The organism is Chitinophaga solisilvae, from assembly GCF_009928525.1.
In the GTDB taxonomy this organism is placed as follows: Bacteria; Bacteroidota; Bacteroidia; order Chitinophagales; family Chitinophagaceae; genus Chitinophaga; species Chitinophaga solisilvae.
The window spans coordinates 137,885-152,840 of record NZ_JAABOK010000007.1 but is presented as its reverse complement, the minus strand read 5'-3'; the positions used below and the strand labels follow the sequence as shown (position 1 = coordinate 152,840).

Sequence of the window (14,956 nt, the reverse complement as noted above, 5' to 3'; positions counted from 1 at the left end):
AGGACCAGTTCGTATGAAATTTTTTGAAGTGTTATGAGTTTACTAAGGCAGAAAGCAATAAAGGGAGTTACCTGGAGCTTTATAGATAATCTGGCCAATTCGGGTATTACATTTCTGGTAGGCCTGATCCTTGCGAGGTTACTGTCTCCTGCTGAATTTGGTATACTCGGAATGATTACGGTTTTTATAGCGGTCGCCAATTCATTTATTGATAGCGGATTCAGTCAGGCTTTGATTCGAAAGAATGATGCTACGACACAAGATTATAATACTGTTTTCTTTTTTAACCTCTCAATAGGAATAGCAATATTCCTATTGTTGTATTTACTGGCGCCTGCTATCAGTATCTTTTTTAAAGAGCCTAAACTGAAAGCAGTAACGCGTGCCATGGGCATTTTTTTAGTAGTAAGTGCTTTGGCTATTATACCCAAAACTATTCTGACAAAATCAATCGATTTTAAAACGCAGGCGAAAATTTCGCTGGTGTCTTCATTAAGCAGCGGAGCTATCGGAGTTGGGATGGCCTATTATCAGATGGGAGTATGGAGTCTTGTTGGGCAGGTAATTTCCCGGCAGCTGCTGAATACAGTATTATTGTGGATAGCAAGCCCATGGCGCCCGTCCAGGGAGTTTTCCATGACAAGCCTTAAAGGCTTGTACAGATTTGGATCAAATTTATTGGTCGCAGGATTATTGGAAACCATTTACAAAAATATCTATTACCTTATTATCGGGAGGTTTTATTCGGCCAGTCAGTTGGGGCAATATACCAGGGCAGAACTTTTTGCAACAGCTTTTTCCTCCAATCTTTCTATGGTGGTCCAGCGGGTAAGTTATCCTGCTTTAAGTGCTATTCAGCATGACAACCAACGGTTGAAGGAGGCATATCGGAAAGTAATAAAAAGTACCATGCTGCCTACGTTTGCATTAATGATGGGACTTGCAGCAGTTGCCAGACCGCTTATACTGATTCTTATTGGCGAAAAGTGGTTACAGGCAGCAGCCTTTTTGCAGATACTTTGTCTGGCTGAGATGTTTTACCCGTTACATGCCATTAACCTGAATGCACTGAATGTAAAAGGCCGGTCAGACCTTTTTCTGAAGCTGGAGATAATAAAAAAATCAATCGCTATACCGGTTATCGGTATTGGTATCTGGTTTGGAATTACCTACATGCTTTGGGGCAGTGTTTTACTTTCTGTAATCGCCTATTTCCTGAATAGTCATTTCTCTGGCAGGTTATTGCATTATTCAACCAGAGAACAGATAAGGGATCTTGCTCCCGGATTTTTAGTCGCTGCTCTGGTAGCTTCTATTATGTGGGGAATATCCTTTATGAACTTTCTGCCCTGGATAACGCTTTTACTGCAATGTATTACAGGCGTTGTATTATCGATAGTTATTTATGAAATCTTAAAATTGTCAGAGTATCTGGATTTGAAACAAATGCTGTTGACTGTTATTAAAAAATAATTGAAATGGAAGATAAGCAAATTACGGTTAGCAGCCCTCTGCTGCCTCCATTGGAAGAATTTATGCCATATCTGGAGAAAATCTGGAATCGTAAATGGTTAACCAATAACGGGGATTACCATCAGGAACTTGAAAAAGCTTTATGCGATTACCTGGGGGTAAAGCATCTGGCACTCTTCTCCAATGGTACGCTGGCTTTAATTACTGCCCTGCAGGCGCTTCGTATAACCGGTGAGGTTATAACAACTCCATACAGTTTTGTTGCTACTACCCATTCCCTGTGGTGGAATAATATCAAACCGGTATTTGTGGACATCGATCCTGTTACTATGAACCTGGATCCTGAGAAGATAGAAGCTGCCATTACCCCAAGAACAACTGCTATTATGCCGGTACATGTATATGGTACCCCTTGTGATACGGAACGTATCCGGCAGATTGCTGAAACTTACGGACTACAGGTAATTTATGATGCTGCACATGCTTTTGGCGTTACGCAAAACGGAACATCTGTTCTGAATCACGGAGATCTGAGCATATTAAGCTTCCATGCTACTAAAACGTATTCTACCATTGAAGGTGGCGCTATTGTTTGCCATGATGCTAAAATGAAACAGCGGATAGATTTTCTCAAAAATTTCGGATTTGCTGATGAAACTACCGTAGTAGCGCCAGGAATAAATGCCAAGTTGAATGAGGTACAGGCCGCCTATGGCCTGCTGAGTTTGAAACATGTGGACAAAGCCATTCAGAACCGTAAAATGGTTGCAGGTATTTACAGAGAAAAACTGAAAAATCTGCCTGGACTCACCTTCCTGCATGAGTTACCAGGTGTGAGTGGCAACTATTCCTATTTTCCGGTATTTATTAATGAAAGTGCTTTCGGAATCAGCAGAGATGATTTGTATTTTAAGATGAAAGAGAAAAAAATACTGGGACGAAGATATTTTTATCCGCTGATAAGCGATTTTCCGACTTACCGGGGGCTGCCGTCCGCTGCGCAGGAAAACCTGCCAGTTGCACGGAAAATGGCCAGTCAGGTTATCTGTCTGCCTTTACACCATGACCTGTCTGCAGCGGATGCAGAAAGGATAGTTTCCGTAATCCTGAATGAACATGCAGCAGCCAGCAGAAACAAATAATGGGAAAGTGCAGGTAAGTATCTGTATGATTACGTATAATCATGCCCGATATATTCTGGATGCAATCCAGGGGATTATTGACCAGCATACCGGACTGGAATTTGAGCTGATTATCTCCAATGACTGCTCTCCGGACAATACGGATGAGGTCGTGCAACAATTCATTCATGAACATCCTGCTGCCGCTGAACGTATCAGGTATTTTTCTCACAAGAAAAATCTTGGAGTAATGAATAATTTCATCTTCGTATTATCCCAGTGTTCAGGAACATATATTGCTCTCTGCGAAGGAGATGATTACTGGAGTAATCCGGAGAAGTTACAGCGGCAGTTCGATTTTCTGGAAAGTAACCCCTCAGTTGGATTGGTACATTCTGACTGCGATATAAAGTATGAAGATACTGGTGAGTTGAGAAGAAACGGGAATGCAGGTCTGCAACTGGAAGGGATTGGAAGAGAACAGGTTATTGCCCGGTTACTGGAATTCAGGTATAAGGTAAGAACAGCAACTGCTATGTTTAGAAGGGAAATTTTCGATTCCTTCAGGGCAGAGTTTTTTAATGATATCCGTGATTTTCGGATGGCGGATACACCATTATGGCTGGAGCTGGCACGTAGAGCAGAGATAGGCTATATGAATGAAGTAACAACTGTATACAGGGTAGTGGCCGGTTCTGCCAGTAATAAAAAATCTCCCCGTGAACACCTAGCGTTTGTTGTATCCATGTATGAAATGAGACTTCATTATATCCGGAAATATAATATCAGAAATTCCTTTCTGAATTTTGCAGTACCGGCACGGTATTATATTAATAAAGTAAAGCTGGAAGCAATAACTAGCAAACAGAAAAATATTAAATATTATTTTATATTGTTATGTGAAAAGTTCTTGAATGCTTTGGAAAAAATCAGGAATTTTGTTTCCAGATAGAATAAATAAACGGTTAATCGGCTTAAAGATTGGTTATGTCGGAAATCATTTAAGATTGTCTTTAAAAAATAACATTATGACAAAAATAGTGTCTCTGTGGAACATACTTTTGGGGTTATTGATATTGACAATATCTGCAGATGCCCGGCAGATAAACAAAAATACTTTTGCCGTGAAAGATTTTGGTGCAGCCGGAAATGGTCGTACTGATGACAGCCGTGCAATTGCAGAAGCTTTCCGCACGGCAGCTTCCCAAAATGGTACGGTTGTGTTCGAATCAGGAAAAACCTATGCAATTGACACAATAGCCTTAACCGGTACCCGGAGCAATGTGTATCAGCGGTTGACCATTATCGGAAATGGCGCCAGGCTTAAAAGCTTCTCCAGAGGAACAGGCAACCTGCTGACATTCTATTACACAGATACGCTCAGTATATCAGGTCTGACTCTTATCGGGAATAAACAACAGGAAAAGAATGGTCATGGTATAGGGGTATACTATTCAAAGAATTGCACAATAACTAACTGTGATATATCCAATTGCAAGTACAGCGGAATTCTGATTGCATGGGTAGTAAATGGCACCATCAGCGGTAACAGGATTTATAATAACGGAGATGCTACACTGCCTTCAGACGGTATAGGGATACATTCTATGGAAGGAGGAACTATCAGCTGTAATATCATTTACAATAATAATCCGAACGGTAATGATGATGGGGACGGTATTCAGATCGGTGCAACCGCTACAGGGATTACCGGTTACTATAACCAGACAGCCCTGAAGCCTATTCTTGTAAAGCATAACATCTGCTATAAGCATGGCAGACGGGGGATAAAGGTACAGCGATCCAATGTAACGGTAACCGAAAATTTCCTTTCAGATAATACTGCTGCAGGTGTTTCCCTGGTGAGAGGCGATTTTCCTATCAGCTCCATTGTTGTGAAGTCAAATGTGATTCAGAAAAGTTATATAGGTGTAAATACAGATGGTGGCGGTAATCTTCGTATTAAGGATGCTTCCATCCAGGATAATGATATTCTGGAATCTATTGTCACAGATAAAATTCAGTTGAAAGATGCGCAGAACCTGAAGATTTCAGGTAATAATTTCTTCAGAACAAAAGCACAGAAGTATGGAAAGAACAATAGCTATTTTGATGTAAATGCAGCGGCCACTGTAAGTGATGTAAACCTGAATCAGGATAATGTGGCAGACTTTAAAGTCAATGATGGAAAAATGTTTCAGCGGTCAGCATTACCAGCTTCAGAAAAAATATCAGATGAGACAGGTGAAAATCACTTTATAGCCATTAACGGCAATACTAACGTCTTTACCGTTGATGCCAATAAAGTTGGGAAGGATTATTTTTTTGTATACTCAAATTATAATGCCAGTAAGGCAACAATCAATATACTGAACGGGAAATCAAGGAAGAGTATTGCATTGAATTCAGGCCACCAGCTTATATTATATACATGTAACGGGAAGTTGAACTCTTATGTGTACTAATCCATATTGGTTGTATTTATGTTTTAAATTTACTTTTTGCAATTATGGGGTATACCATCCAAAGGTCGGCAACATTCAATAACCTTTGTGCCTTAGTGATATTGTTTCCGGTGTTCTTTTCATTTGTTTTTGCAATGATTGGAATACCTGTTCCTTCCTATCTGGCTATAATTGTGATTTTTACCATCATTGGTACATTGCTGGTAAACAGGTTGTTTACATTTTCGGCAGACTGGCTGAAAATAGTAATGGCATTACTTTTCTTATGGATATTAGGGAGTATTTCCTATACAAATTCAGTCATTGCTTCTAAAGAGAAATTCATTTCCATTGTATATAATACTGTTCTTCCCATTTTTATGATAGAACTTTTTTTTCTGTCTTCTGAAAAGAAACAGATTAATCTGCTTGATCTGGAGAAGAAGTTCCTGCTGTATTCATATTGTCTGATCTGGTTCGCTTTTTTTGCCTTTTTGTTATTCAGGGTGAGAGATGAGACTGGCCGTTACAGTATTCCTGGGTTAAATAATCCAATATGGTTTTCCCGATTCATAGGCATGTTAATGATCGTGTTGCTGTATTGTGAAAAGCCAACCAACAAGAATGTGGTTTTATACTTTTCCTCTATCTTGATCGCCTTGTTTCTGATGTTTGCGGGCGGTTCCCGTGGCCCTTTGCTGGCAGTGATTATTACTTATTGCTTTATAAAGAGTTATCTTGTTTCCAAGAAGAAAATTATTTTGATTTTAACCCTGATAGTATTACTGATACTGATCGGATTTAAGTTCGTGGGTGGTTATCTTTTTGAAACCAATTTTTATTCATTAAGCGAGCGTGTAAATCTGGTAGGCCTTTTCTCCAGTCTGAAGTTCGATTATCTAAAGGGAAACGGAATCGGATCTTATTCTATTTCTTTTTTCGGAAAGGATGTTGTACAATATCCCCATAATGTTTTCTTAGAACTTTTTATTGAGAATGGTATTATTGGAGTATTGATATTTATAGTTGTAATGGGCATATTCTTTAAAAAATTTCAGCCTAACATTATTACATTCCTTTGTTTTTTCTATTTCCTGTCGAGTTTACCCAGCGGAGACATTCCAGGCAATAACAATCTCTATATACTATTGTATCTGTCAATTTATGCGAGGGGGAATACATTGATATATTATCATGGATCCCGTGGTTCAGAACCCCCACAGCTGTTAGCTGCATAATAGGTTGTAGATAGTATTAAATATGTAATCATAAGATAATGATGAAAAATCAGCAACGAAGAGCACTATTTATTTTGCATGAAGGCGTGGGCTCTACCATTTTTAACTCCCAGGTACTGGAACATGTTAAGGACATGGCAAACTTTAACCTTACTATTGATATCCTGTCCTATGATACTTTTGAGAAATCCTGGGAATTGTCACAGAAAAACCTGCAGAAGACTATTGAGAAACATCCGAATATAAAAATTACCCTGAAGAAAGCTGCAAATATTTACATGCCGTTTTCCTCTGTCTATAACCTGGTACTGTTGATCAGTTTTCTGACGAAACACCGCAGGAAATATGACTTCATTCATGCCCGGGCTGATTATACTGCTTTTCTCTGCATACTTGCAAAACCATTTCATAGGTTACCCGTTTACTGGGATTGCCGGGGGGATGCTGTGGATGAGTTAAAAGACAGTTTATCAAGAAAAGGCAAACTGGTAAGAAGAATCGGTAATGTATACCTGGTTCCTTTCAGCAGGCTTTCTGCATATATAAACACAAAATTCAGTTATGGGGCTATATTCGTAAGCCGTGCCCTGCATGCCTTGTTCCAAGATAAATTGAGAACAAAACGTTACCATATCATTCCATGCCCGGTTTCTGAACAGAAATTTTTCTTTGATCCTGTATTGAGGGCTGGTATGCGCCAGGAATTGAATATTAAGGATAACCAGGTAGTATACCTTTACTCCGGAAGTATGATCGCATACCAGTCACTGGCTGATCAGTATAAAGTATATAAAGGTCTGTTGCAAAAGGAGAATAATGTCATTATTATTGCGACTTCAGAACCAGATAAGGCGCGTGACTACTTCAAAGACCTGATACAGGACAGATTTATTATTACCAGTGTCAGTTTTGATAAAATGAATGCCTACTACAATCTGGCGGATTTTGCTTTTTTAATCCGGGAGGCAAAGCAGCTGAATTTTGTAGCATCTCCCACAAAGCATGGAGAATACTGTCTGACAGGTCTTCCGGTAATAATGAATGATACCGTAGATCAAGCCAGGGAGTTCTCACAGGCAATCGGGAACTATGTCGCTGAATCCGGTATGGAAACAGCTATGCCATTACCGGATGATGTAAGGAAAGATATTGCATCCAGGGCTGTTTCCTTTTATTCGCGTAAAATATTAAATGCAAAATACATTGATCTTTACGGGCTGGAAAGAAAGTAGCCTGTAATACATTAACCAGGCGCTAACTGGACACATGTGAATTTTTAACGTATTATATAAAATGAAAAATCTAAAGAGTATGGAAATAGGATTTGTATTTACAAATTACAATAACTCTCATTATACCAGACAGGCCGTTCATTCCATATTACTTAACAATGATTCTCATCTGTATATTGTAATTGTAGATAATAAATCGAAAGCGGAAGATGTAGATAAATTAAAGGAAATAAAAAAGGATTATCCTGCCGTGCACCTGATACTGAATGAAGATAACGTAGGATACTTCAAGGGCCTTAATGTCGGAATTGCCTACCTGAGGAATCAGTATAGGAATCTGGAATATATTGTGATTGGTAATAATGACCTTGTATTTCCTCCGGACTTTTCACAGGCAGTACAAAATAAACTGCCATTGTTTGAAGCATACCCTGTTATCTCTCCGGATCTGATTACGCTGGATGGGGAGCATCAGAACCCTCATGTATTGCATGGGATTTCCAGAACAAGGGAATTCATCTGGGATATTTATTTCTCTAGCTATGCCATGTCTGTCATGATAGGCTGGCTTGCCATGATAACCAGAAAGTTCACCCGCCGTAAGGATTTTACACAGCATGAGACGGCACAACCTATTTACCAGGGATATGGAGCTTGTTACCTGCTTGGCCCTCTTTTTTTCAAACATTTTGATAGTTTATGGGCTCCCACTTTCCTGATGGGAGAAGAGTTTTTCCTTACCAAACAACTAGAGGAAAAGAACTTGCGGATATTTTATGAACCATCAATTAAGGTCAACCATCATGATCATGCCACTATGGATAAACTTCCCGGACGGAAACTTTGGGAAATCACCAGGGACTATCATAAAATTTACCGGAAGTATGTAAGGGGGGTTTTCTATTAATCTGCGTCTATATATTAGGTATTATGCTTTGATGAGCAATTTTGTACAAGTAAGAGCCTAAAACTTGTTTTCAAGTTCACTTGAAATGATAATGCCTTATTTGTGATAAATAAAATACATAATATATAAATGAAAGAAAATAACCCAAGAGCGTATCAGATTTGTACAAAAACGATCATGGATACCAGCGATTCGAATATTATTTTTGATGAAAATGGTATTTCAGATTATTATCATAATTTCAAACAGAACATCTTACCTAACTGGCATCCGAATAAAGAGGGAGAGGAGAAGTTATGGAAAACCATTGAAAAGATCAAGCAGGAAGGCCGTAACCAGGATCATGACTGCATCATAGGTATCAGTGGAGGAGTAGACAGTTCCTATATGGTATATCTTGCAAAAGAAGTTTTTGGACTACGTCCCCTGATTTTTCATGTGGATGCCGGATGGAACTCTCAGCAGGCTGTAAACAATATAGAACGAATAGTAGATGGACTTAACCTGGATCTGCATACTGAAGTAATAAACTGGGAAGAAATGAAAGACCTGCAGCTGGCTTTCTTTAAAGCGCAGGTAGCTCACCTGGATACTCCGCAGGATCATGCCTTTCAGGCCGCCCTTTATAATTTTGCTGCAAAACACGGTTTCAGGTATATCCTGAACGGTGGTAACTACTCAACGGAATGTGTAAGAGAACCTTTGGAATGGCATTATCATGCCTCCGATTTGCGTCAGCTAAAAGATATACATGCCACATTCGGAAAAATTCCTTTAAAAACATTTCCGCTCGCCGACATCTTTAAATATAAAATATATTATAAATATTTCAAAAATATAAATGTAGTAAAGCCACTTGACTGTATGCCATATATTAAGGAAGATGCCATGAACTTCCTGGTAGAACGTTTCGGCTGGCAGAAGTATGCCCATAAACATTATGAATCCCGTTTTACTAGATTTTATGAAGGATACTGGCTGCTGAATAAATTCGGATTCGATAAACGCAGGGCGCATTTTTCCAGCCTGATCCTTACCGGGCAGCTAACAAGGGACGAGGCGCTGAAACGTATTGCTATCAAGCCTTATGATGATGAAACAATTATGCAGGACTTTGAGTATATAGCAACCAAACTGGATATTACGGTTCAGGAACTCAGAGCAATTGAAGCCGGTGAAAACAAAACTTACCGGGATTATAAGAATAACATGTTTTTGCTTGATCTGGGCGCTAAAGGTATGCGCATGATGGGTATGGAGAAAAAACTAATCAGATGATAACGATTATAGATTATGGAGTAGGTAATATAAGGGCTTTTGAAAATGTTTACAAGCAACTGAATATCCCGATAACTATCGCTACAACAACGACTGCCTTAGAGAATGCTACCAGAATAATATTACCAGGTGTAGGCGCCTTCGATTACGCCATGGAGCAATTGAATAAATCCGGGATGCGGGAATGCCTGAACGAAAAGGTGCTGGTACAGCGGGTACCTGTTCTGGGTATATGCGTGGGTATGCAGATGCTGGCAAACCGGAGTGATGAAGGCGTACTCAACGGACTCGGGTGGATTGATGGTGAAGTCCGGAAATTTGATCCTGCACAGATCAATCAGGCAACGCAACTCCCGCATATGGGGTGGAATGACGTACAACCAAAATCTGATAATGGCCTTTTTACCGAGCTGACAACCAATTCGAAATTTTATTTCCTTCACTCTTACTATTTTAAAGCTCATAGAAATCAGGATATTCTCGCTGTCACCAACTACGGGGATGAATTTTCCTCTGCCGTAAATGCAGGAAATATCTATGGAGTTCAGTTTCATCCGGAAAAAAGTCATCATTACGGAATCCGGTTGCTTAAAAACTTTGCAAACTTATAACATGTTACGTCCGAGAATTATTCCTTGTTTGTTGATCAAGGACAAGGGGCTTGTAAAAACTGTCAACTTTAAAAACGCTAAATATGTTGGAGACCCCATCAATGCGGTACGGATTTTCAATGAGAAACAGGTAGACGAACTTGTGGTGCTTGATATTGATGCCACCACAGAGAACAGAGAACCTGATTATAAAATGATCAGCCGCCTGGCTGCTGAATGCCGAATGCCGTTATGCTACGGCGGAGGAGTAAAAACAGTAGAACAGGCGAAACGTATTTTCGGGCTGGGGGTCGAAAAAGTGGCCATCAGCGCTGCGGCTATCGAAGATCCCTCTCTCGTAAGGCGTATTGCTGACCAGGTGGGAAGCCAGAGCGTGGTGATTGTGATGGATGTGAAAAAACGGATGCTGGGCGGATATGAGATTTATATTAAAAACGGTCAGAAAGCCACCGGAAAGAATCCTGTAGAAATGGCAGCAGCATTTCAACACCTGGGCGCCGGGGAAATTGTTATCAATTCCATTGACCATGACGGAGTGATGAAGGGGTACGATATTAATCTGATTGAAAAGGTGAGAAAGGCGATCAATCTCCCGCTAACAGTGCTTGGTGGAGCAGGTTCCTTAAAAGATATTGGCGATTTAATCAATAAATTTGGTATTATTGGGGCTTCAGCCGGAAGTCTTTTTGTTTTTAAAGGCATTTATAAGGCTGTATTAATCAATTACCCCAACGAAACGGAGAAAGAAGCACTGATTCAGCGTAATTTTAAATTTTCATGAGGGGCAAGCGCGCTCATGGCTGATTCAGCTGTTAATTTTGCATGTTAATTCAAAATTATGATTAAAGAGAAAACATTACTTATTACAGGAGGAACAGGATCATTTGGAAATGCCGTACTGCAACGTTTTCTGAATACGGAACATTTTAAGGAAATCCGGATTTTCAGCCGCGATGAGAAGAAGCAAGACGATATGAGAAAAAGGCTGAATAATCCCAGGATCAAATTCTATATCGGTGATGTGAGAGATGCTGCAAGTGTTGATACTGCTGTTAAAGGTGTAGACTATATTTTTCATGCTGCTGCTTTAAAACAGGTACCCTCTTGCGAATTTTTTCCCTTAGAAGCAGTTAAAACCAATATCCTCGGTACTGAGAATGTACTCACTGCTGCTGAAAAATATGGGGTTAAGCGTGCTGTGGTACTGAGTACCGACAAAGCTGCCTACCCCATCAACGCCATGGGAATGTCAAAAGCCCTGATGGAAAAAGTTATGGTCGCCAAATCCAGAAACCTGGATGATACTAAAACAATATTCTGCGGGACCCGTTATGGCAACGTAATGGCATCCCGCGGTTCTGTAATACCCCTGTTTATCGAACAAATCAAAGCAGGTCAGCCATTGACTGTCACAGATCCCAATATGACCCGCTTTATGATGACCCTGGAAGATGCTGTAGATCTGGTACTTTTCGCCTTTGAAAACGGCAGACAAGGTGATCTCTTCGTGCAAAAATCTCCCGGAGCCACAGTGGAAACCCTTGCCAAGGCTATCATGGAGTTATATGATGTAAAGCATGAAATCAGAGTAATAGGTACCAGACATGGCGAGAAACTTTACGAAACCCTTGTGAACAGGGAAGATATGGTAAAAGCGGTGGATGTGGGTAACTATTACCGTATTCCGGCAGATAACCGTGACCTGAACTATGCTCAGTATTTCTCCGAAGGAGAAGTAGCAGTAAGTATGCATGACGAATACCATTCCCATAATACTACCCGACTGGATGTTGAAGGCATGAAGAATCTGTTGCTTAAATTGCCGCTCATCCGTAGGGAAGTTCTGGGAGAAACTAACATTGTGCAATATCCTGACTGATCATGATGCTACAACCAGCAGTTATTATGGGAGGTAAACATGAAGATAAAAGAGGTATTGTTTCTTTTATCAATGACTTTGATATGTCTCCTGTTAAACGTTTTTATACTATTTATCATCCGGATACAACGGTAATACGTGCCTGGCAAGGACATCAGATAGAACAGAAATGGTTTGTAGTACTGGAAGGAAGCTTCGAGATTGCATTAGTCAACCCCGATAACTGGATAGCTCCTTCTCCCCGCCTACCAGTACAGCTATTCAAACTGTCTGCTGCTGTGAGTCAGGTATTGCATATCCCGGGAGGATACGCTTCAGGCTTCAAGGCCATAGCTCCTCATTCCAGAATGATCGTCTACTCCAACCTGTCTCTGCAGGAGTCCGCAGATGATGATTTCAGATTTGATCAGCAGTTATGGCATACCTGGCAGTAAACCTATTTACTCCGGTTTAAAAGATTATTATGTTGAAAGTTGGGATCACCGGCCAGACCGGCTTTATTGGAAAACACCTGTACAATACGCTGGGCCTTTACCAGGAAGAATTTGAGAGAATCGAATTTAAAAAGGAATATTTCAGCGATGATACACAAATGGATCACTTCATTGCAACCTGTGATGTAATTGTCCACCTTGCAGCCTTGAACAGACATAATGATCCGCAGACAATCTATAATACCAATGTGGATCTCGTTAACAAGCTGACTGCTTCGTTACGCCGGTGTTATAAAAAAACACAGGTGATATTTTCTTCTTCTACCCAGGAAGAAAGAGATAATCTTTATGGGAAATCAAAACTAACGGGTAGAAATGCGCTGGCAGCCGCGGTTGAAGAAAATGGAGGCAGCTTCGCCGGGCTGATTATCCCCAACGTCTTCGGACCATTTGGAAACCCCTACTATAATTCAGTTGTGGCTACTTTCTGTCATCAGATTTCTCATGATGAAATCCCGGTAATTGAGATAGATGGAGAACTGAAACTGATTTATGTTGGCGAGCTGATTGATGTTATCCTGTCAGTTATCAGAAACAAAACCACAGCAGCATCATTAGAGGTGCCCTTTACCCATAAGGCAAGGGTTTCTGAAATACTGGCACTCCTGCAGACATATCACAAAGAGTATCAGTTGAATGGTGTGATACCCGCCCTTCATAACAATTTCGAGCGGAACCTGTTTAATACATTTCGTTGTTATATGGATATACCGAAGTATTTTCCGGTAAAATTCAAACAACATACAGATCCCAGAGGAGCTTTTGTGGAAGTCATACGTCTGAATACAGGCGGTCAGGTATCTTACTCCACCACAGTGCCGGGTATTACCAGAGGAAATCACTTTCATACCCGTAAGATCGAACGCTTTGCAGTAATAAAAGGAGAAGCTTTAATACAACTCAGGCGCATTGGAACCGACGAAGTACTCGATTTCTATCTTTCCGGAAATGAACCTGCCTACGTTGATATGCCTGTCTGGTATACCCATAATATCCGGAATATAGGAACAGAAGAGCTTTTTACTATATTCTGGATCAATGAATTTTTTGATGCAGCTGATCCTGATACCTATATGGAAATAGTATAGGTAATCTGAAAGTAAAAGATTTAACTGGCGATAACTAATAAAGCATGAAATCAAAACTTAAAGTAATGACAGTAGTCGGCACACGCCCGGAAATTATAAGATTGGCGCGTGTAATGGCAAAACTGGATGAATCACCTGCCATAGATCACCTCATTGTACATACAGGTCAGAATTATGATTATGAACTGAACCAGATCTTTTTCGATGATCTCCAAATCCGTAAACCAGACTTTTTCCTGAATGCTGCAGGTGCCACCGCAACCGAAACGATCGGGCAGATCCTGATTAAAATTGATCCCCTGCTGGAAACTGAAAAACCGGATGCATTCCTGGTACTTGGGGATACTAACTCCTGCCTCTGTGCCATTCCTGCCAAAAAACGGCATATTCCCATTTTCCATATGGAAGCAGGAAACAGATGTTTTGATCAGCGTGTGCCAGAAGAAACAAACAGGAAAATTGTAGATCATATTGCAGATATCAATCTCACTTATAGCGATATTGCAAGAGAGTACCTGCTCAGGGAAGGATTACCTGCTGACAGAATTATCAAAACCGGATCTCCGATGTTTGAGGTATTGTCTCATTACCTTCCGCAAATTAATACGTCCGATATACTCACCCGGCTGCAACTCGAAAAACATAAGTTTTTTGTAGTGTCTGCACATAGGGAAGAGAACATTAATAATGAAAAGAAATTCAATGCCCTTATTGAAAGTCTTAATCAGATTGCAGAGAATTATGGCTTCCCCATCATTGTCAGCACTCATCCCAGGACCCAGAAAATGATTGATGCAAAGAATATCAAGGTACACCCGGAAGTCAGATTCCTCAAACCTATGGGCTTTTCCGACTATAATGCTTTGCAGATAAACTCATTTGCTGTACTCTCGGACAGCGGAACTATCTCAGAAGAATCATCTGTTCTGAATTTTCCAGCTTTAAACATCAGAGATGCGCATGAACGTCCGGAAGCAATGGAAGAAACCGCTGTAATGATGGTAGGTTTAAATTCTGAACGTATCTTGCAGGGATTAAAACAATTGGAAATACTGGACAGAAACCAAAGGCAATTCAGACTGGTTGGCGATTACAGCATGCCCAATGTATCTGATAAAATGGTGCGGATTATCCTGTCCTATACTGATTACGTAAAAAGAGTTGTCTGGAGTGAAGGCATTTAATTAAACT

The 14,956-nt window shown here is 40.3% G+C and carries 14 protein-coding genes; all 14 read left to right on the top strand.

What is annotated here, in order from left to right; genetic code table 11:
- Positions 1-33: 33 nt before the first annotated feature.
- On the top strand, positions 34-1,473 hold the full coding sequence (locus GWG06_RS16150) for a lipopolysaccharide biosynthesis protein (RefSeq protein WP_160714458.1): 1,440 nt from the start codon (positions 34-36) through the stop codon (positions 1,471-1,473).
- A gap of 5 nt (positions 1,474-1,478) precedes the next feature.
- On the top strand, positions 1,479-2,615 hold the full coding sequence (locus tag GWG06_RS16145; RefSeq protein WP_160714456.1) for a DegT/DnrJ/EryC1/StrS family aminotransferase: 1,137 nt from the start codon (positions 1,479-1,481) through the stop codon (positions 2,613-2,615).
- Positions 2,584-3,546, top strand: coding sequence for a glycosyltransferase (locus GWG06_RS16140; protein ID WP_338076691.1), 963 nt, complete (start codon positions 2,584-2,586; stop codon positions 3,544-3,546). Before GWG06_RS16145 ends, GWG06_RS16140 begins: the two co-directional genes overlap by 32 nt.
- Complete coding sequence (locus GWG06_RS16135; protein WP_160714452.1) at positions 3,509-5,059, top strand: right-handed parallel beta-helix repeat-containing protein; 1,551 nt, start codon at positions 3,509-3,511, stop codon at positions 5,057-5,059. Before GWG06_RS16140 ends, GWG06_RS16135 begins: the two co-directional genes overlap by 38 nt.
- A gap of 44 nt (positions 5,060-5,103) precedes the next feature.
- On the top strand, positions 5,104-6,276 hold the full coding sequence (locus GWG06_RS16130) for a hypothetical protein (RefSeq protein ID WP_160714450.1): 1,173 nt from the start codon (positions 5,104-5,106) through the stop codon (positions 6,274-6,276).
- Positions 6,277-6,314: 38 nt separating this feature from the next.
- On the top strand, positions 6,315-7,508 hold the full coding sequence (locus GWG06_RS16125) for a glycosyltransferase family protein (protein WP_160714448.1): 1,194 nt from the start codon (positions 6,315-6,317) through the stop codon (positions 7,506-7,508).
- Between the two features lie 79 nt (positions 7,509-7,587).
- Positions 7,588-8,415: a glycosyltransferase gene (locus tag GWG06_RS16120; protein WP_160714446.1), complete on the top strand. Its 828-nt coding sequence runs from the start codon at positions 7,588-7,590 to the stop codon at positions 8,413-8,415.
- A gap of 129 nt (positions 8,416-8,544) precedes the next feature.
- Positions 8,545-9,693, top strand: coding sequence for an N-acetyl sugar amidotransferase (locus GWG06_RS16115; protein ID WP_160714444.1), 1,149 nt, complete (start codon positions 8,545-8,547; stop codon positions 9,691-9,693).
- The gene (hisH, locus tag GWG06_RS16110; protein WP_160714442.1) at positions 9,690-10,304 is read left to right on the top strand and encodes an imidazole glycerol phosphate synthase subunit HisH; all 615 of its coding nucleotides are present in this window, start codon (positions 9,690-9,692) and stop codon (positions 10,302-10,304) included. The genes GWG06_RS16115 and hisH overlap by 4 nt, the downstream gene beginning before the upstream one ends.
- Position 10,305: 1 nt before the next feature.
- The gene (locus GWG06_RS16105; RefSeq protein WP_160714440.1) at positions 10,306-11,085 is read left to right on the top strand and encodes an AglZ/HisF2 family acetamidino modification protein; all 780 of its coding nucleotides are present in this window, start codon (positions 10,306-10,308) and stop codon (positions 11,083-11,085) included.
- 57 nt (positions 11,086-11,142) lie between these two features.
- Positions 11,143-12,183, top strand: coding sequence for a polysaccharide biosynthesis protein (locus GWG06_RS16100; protein WP_160714438.1), 1,041 nt, complete (start codon positions 11,143-11,145; stop codon positions 12,181-12,183).
- A 2-nt stretch (positions 12,184-12,185) separates the two neighbouring features.
- Positions 12,186-12,617, top strand: coding sequence for a cupin domain-containing protein (locus tag GWG06_RS16095; RefSeq protein ID WP_202183035.1), 432 nt, complete (start codon positions 12,186-12,188; stop codon positions 12,615-12,617).
- Between the two features lie 29 nt (positions 12,618-12,646).
- Complete coding sequence (locus tag GWG06_RS16090; RefSeq protein WP_160714436.1) at positions 12,647-13,765, top strand: polysaccharide biosynthesis C-terminal domain-containing protein; 1,119 nt, start codon at positions 12,647-12,649, stop codon at positions 13,763-13,765.
- Positions 13,766-13,809: 44 nt separating this feature from the next.
- Positions 13,810-14,949, top strand: coding sequence for a non-hydrolyzing UDP-N-acetylglucosamine 2-epimerase (wecB, locus tag GWG06_RS16085; RefSeq protein ID WP_160714434.1), 1,140 nt, complete (start codon positions 13,810-13,812; stop codon positions 14,947-14,949).
- Positions 14,950-14,956 lie beyond the last annotated feature (7 nt).

Bases quoted from the DNA above. Each gene is read 5' to 3' on its own strand.
- GWG06_RS16095 (WP_202183035.1), top strand. From the start codon at position 12,186: ATGATGCTACAACCAGCAGTTATTATGGGAGGTAAACATGAAGATAAA.
- GWG06_RS16100 (WP_160714438.1), top strand. From the start codon at position 11,143: ATGATTAAAGAGAAAACATTACTTATTACAGGAGGAACAGGATCATTT.
- hisH (WP_160714442.1), top strand. From the start codon at position 9,690: ATGATAACGATTATAGATTATGGAGTAGGTAATATAAGGGCTTTTGAA.
- GWG06_RS16115 (WP_160714444.1), top strand. From the start codon at position 8,545: ATGAAAGAAAATAACCCAAGAGCGTATCAGATTTGTACAAAAACGATC.
- GWG06_RS16150 (WP_160714458.1), top strand. From the start codon at position 34: ATGAGTTTACTAAGGCAGAAAGCAATAAAGGGAGTTACCTGGAGCTTT.
- GWG06_RS16120 (WP_160714446.1), top strand. From the start codon at position 7,588: ATGGAAATAGGATTTGTATTTACAAATTACAATAACTCTCATTATACC.
- GWG06_RS16145 (WP_160714456.1), top strand. From the start codon at position 1,479: ATGGAAGATAAGCAAATTACGGTTAGCAGCCCTCTGCTGCCTCCATTG.
- GWG06_RS16140 (WP_338076691.1), top strand. From the start codon at position 2,584: ATGAACATGCAGCAGCCAGCAGAAACAAATAATGGGAAAGTGCAGGTA.
- GWG06_RS16130 (WP_160714450.1), top strand. From the start codon at position 5,104: ATGGGGTATACCATCCAAAGGTCGGCAACATTCAATAACCTTTGTGCC.
- GWG06_RS16105 (WP_160714440.1), top strand. From the start codon at position 10,306: ATGTTACGTCCGAGAATTATTCCTTGTTTGTTGATCAAGGACAAGGGG.
- wecB (WP_160714434.1), top strand. From the start codon at position 13,810: ATGAAATCAAAACTTAAAGTAATGACAGTAGTCGGCACACGCCCGGAA.
- GWG06_RS16135 (WP_160714452.1), top strand. From the start codon at position 3,509: ATGCTTTGGAAAAAATCAGGAATTTTGTTTCCAGATAGAATAAATAAA.
- GWG06_RS16090 (WP_160714436.1), top strand. From the start codon at position 12,647: ATGTTGAAAGTTGGGATCACCGGCCAGACCGGCTTTATTGGAAAACAC.
- GWG06_RS16125 (WP_160714448.1), top strand. From the start codon at position 6,315: ATGATGAAAAATCAGCAACGAAGAGCACTATTTATTTTGCATGAAGGC.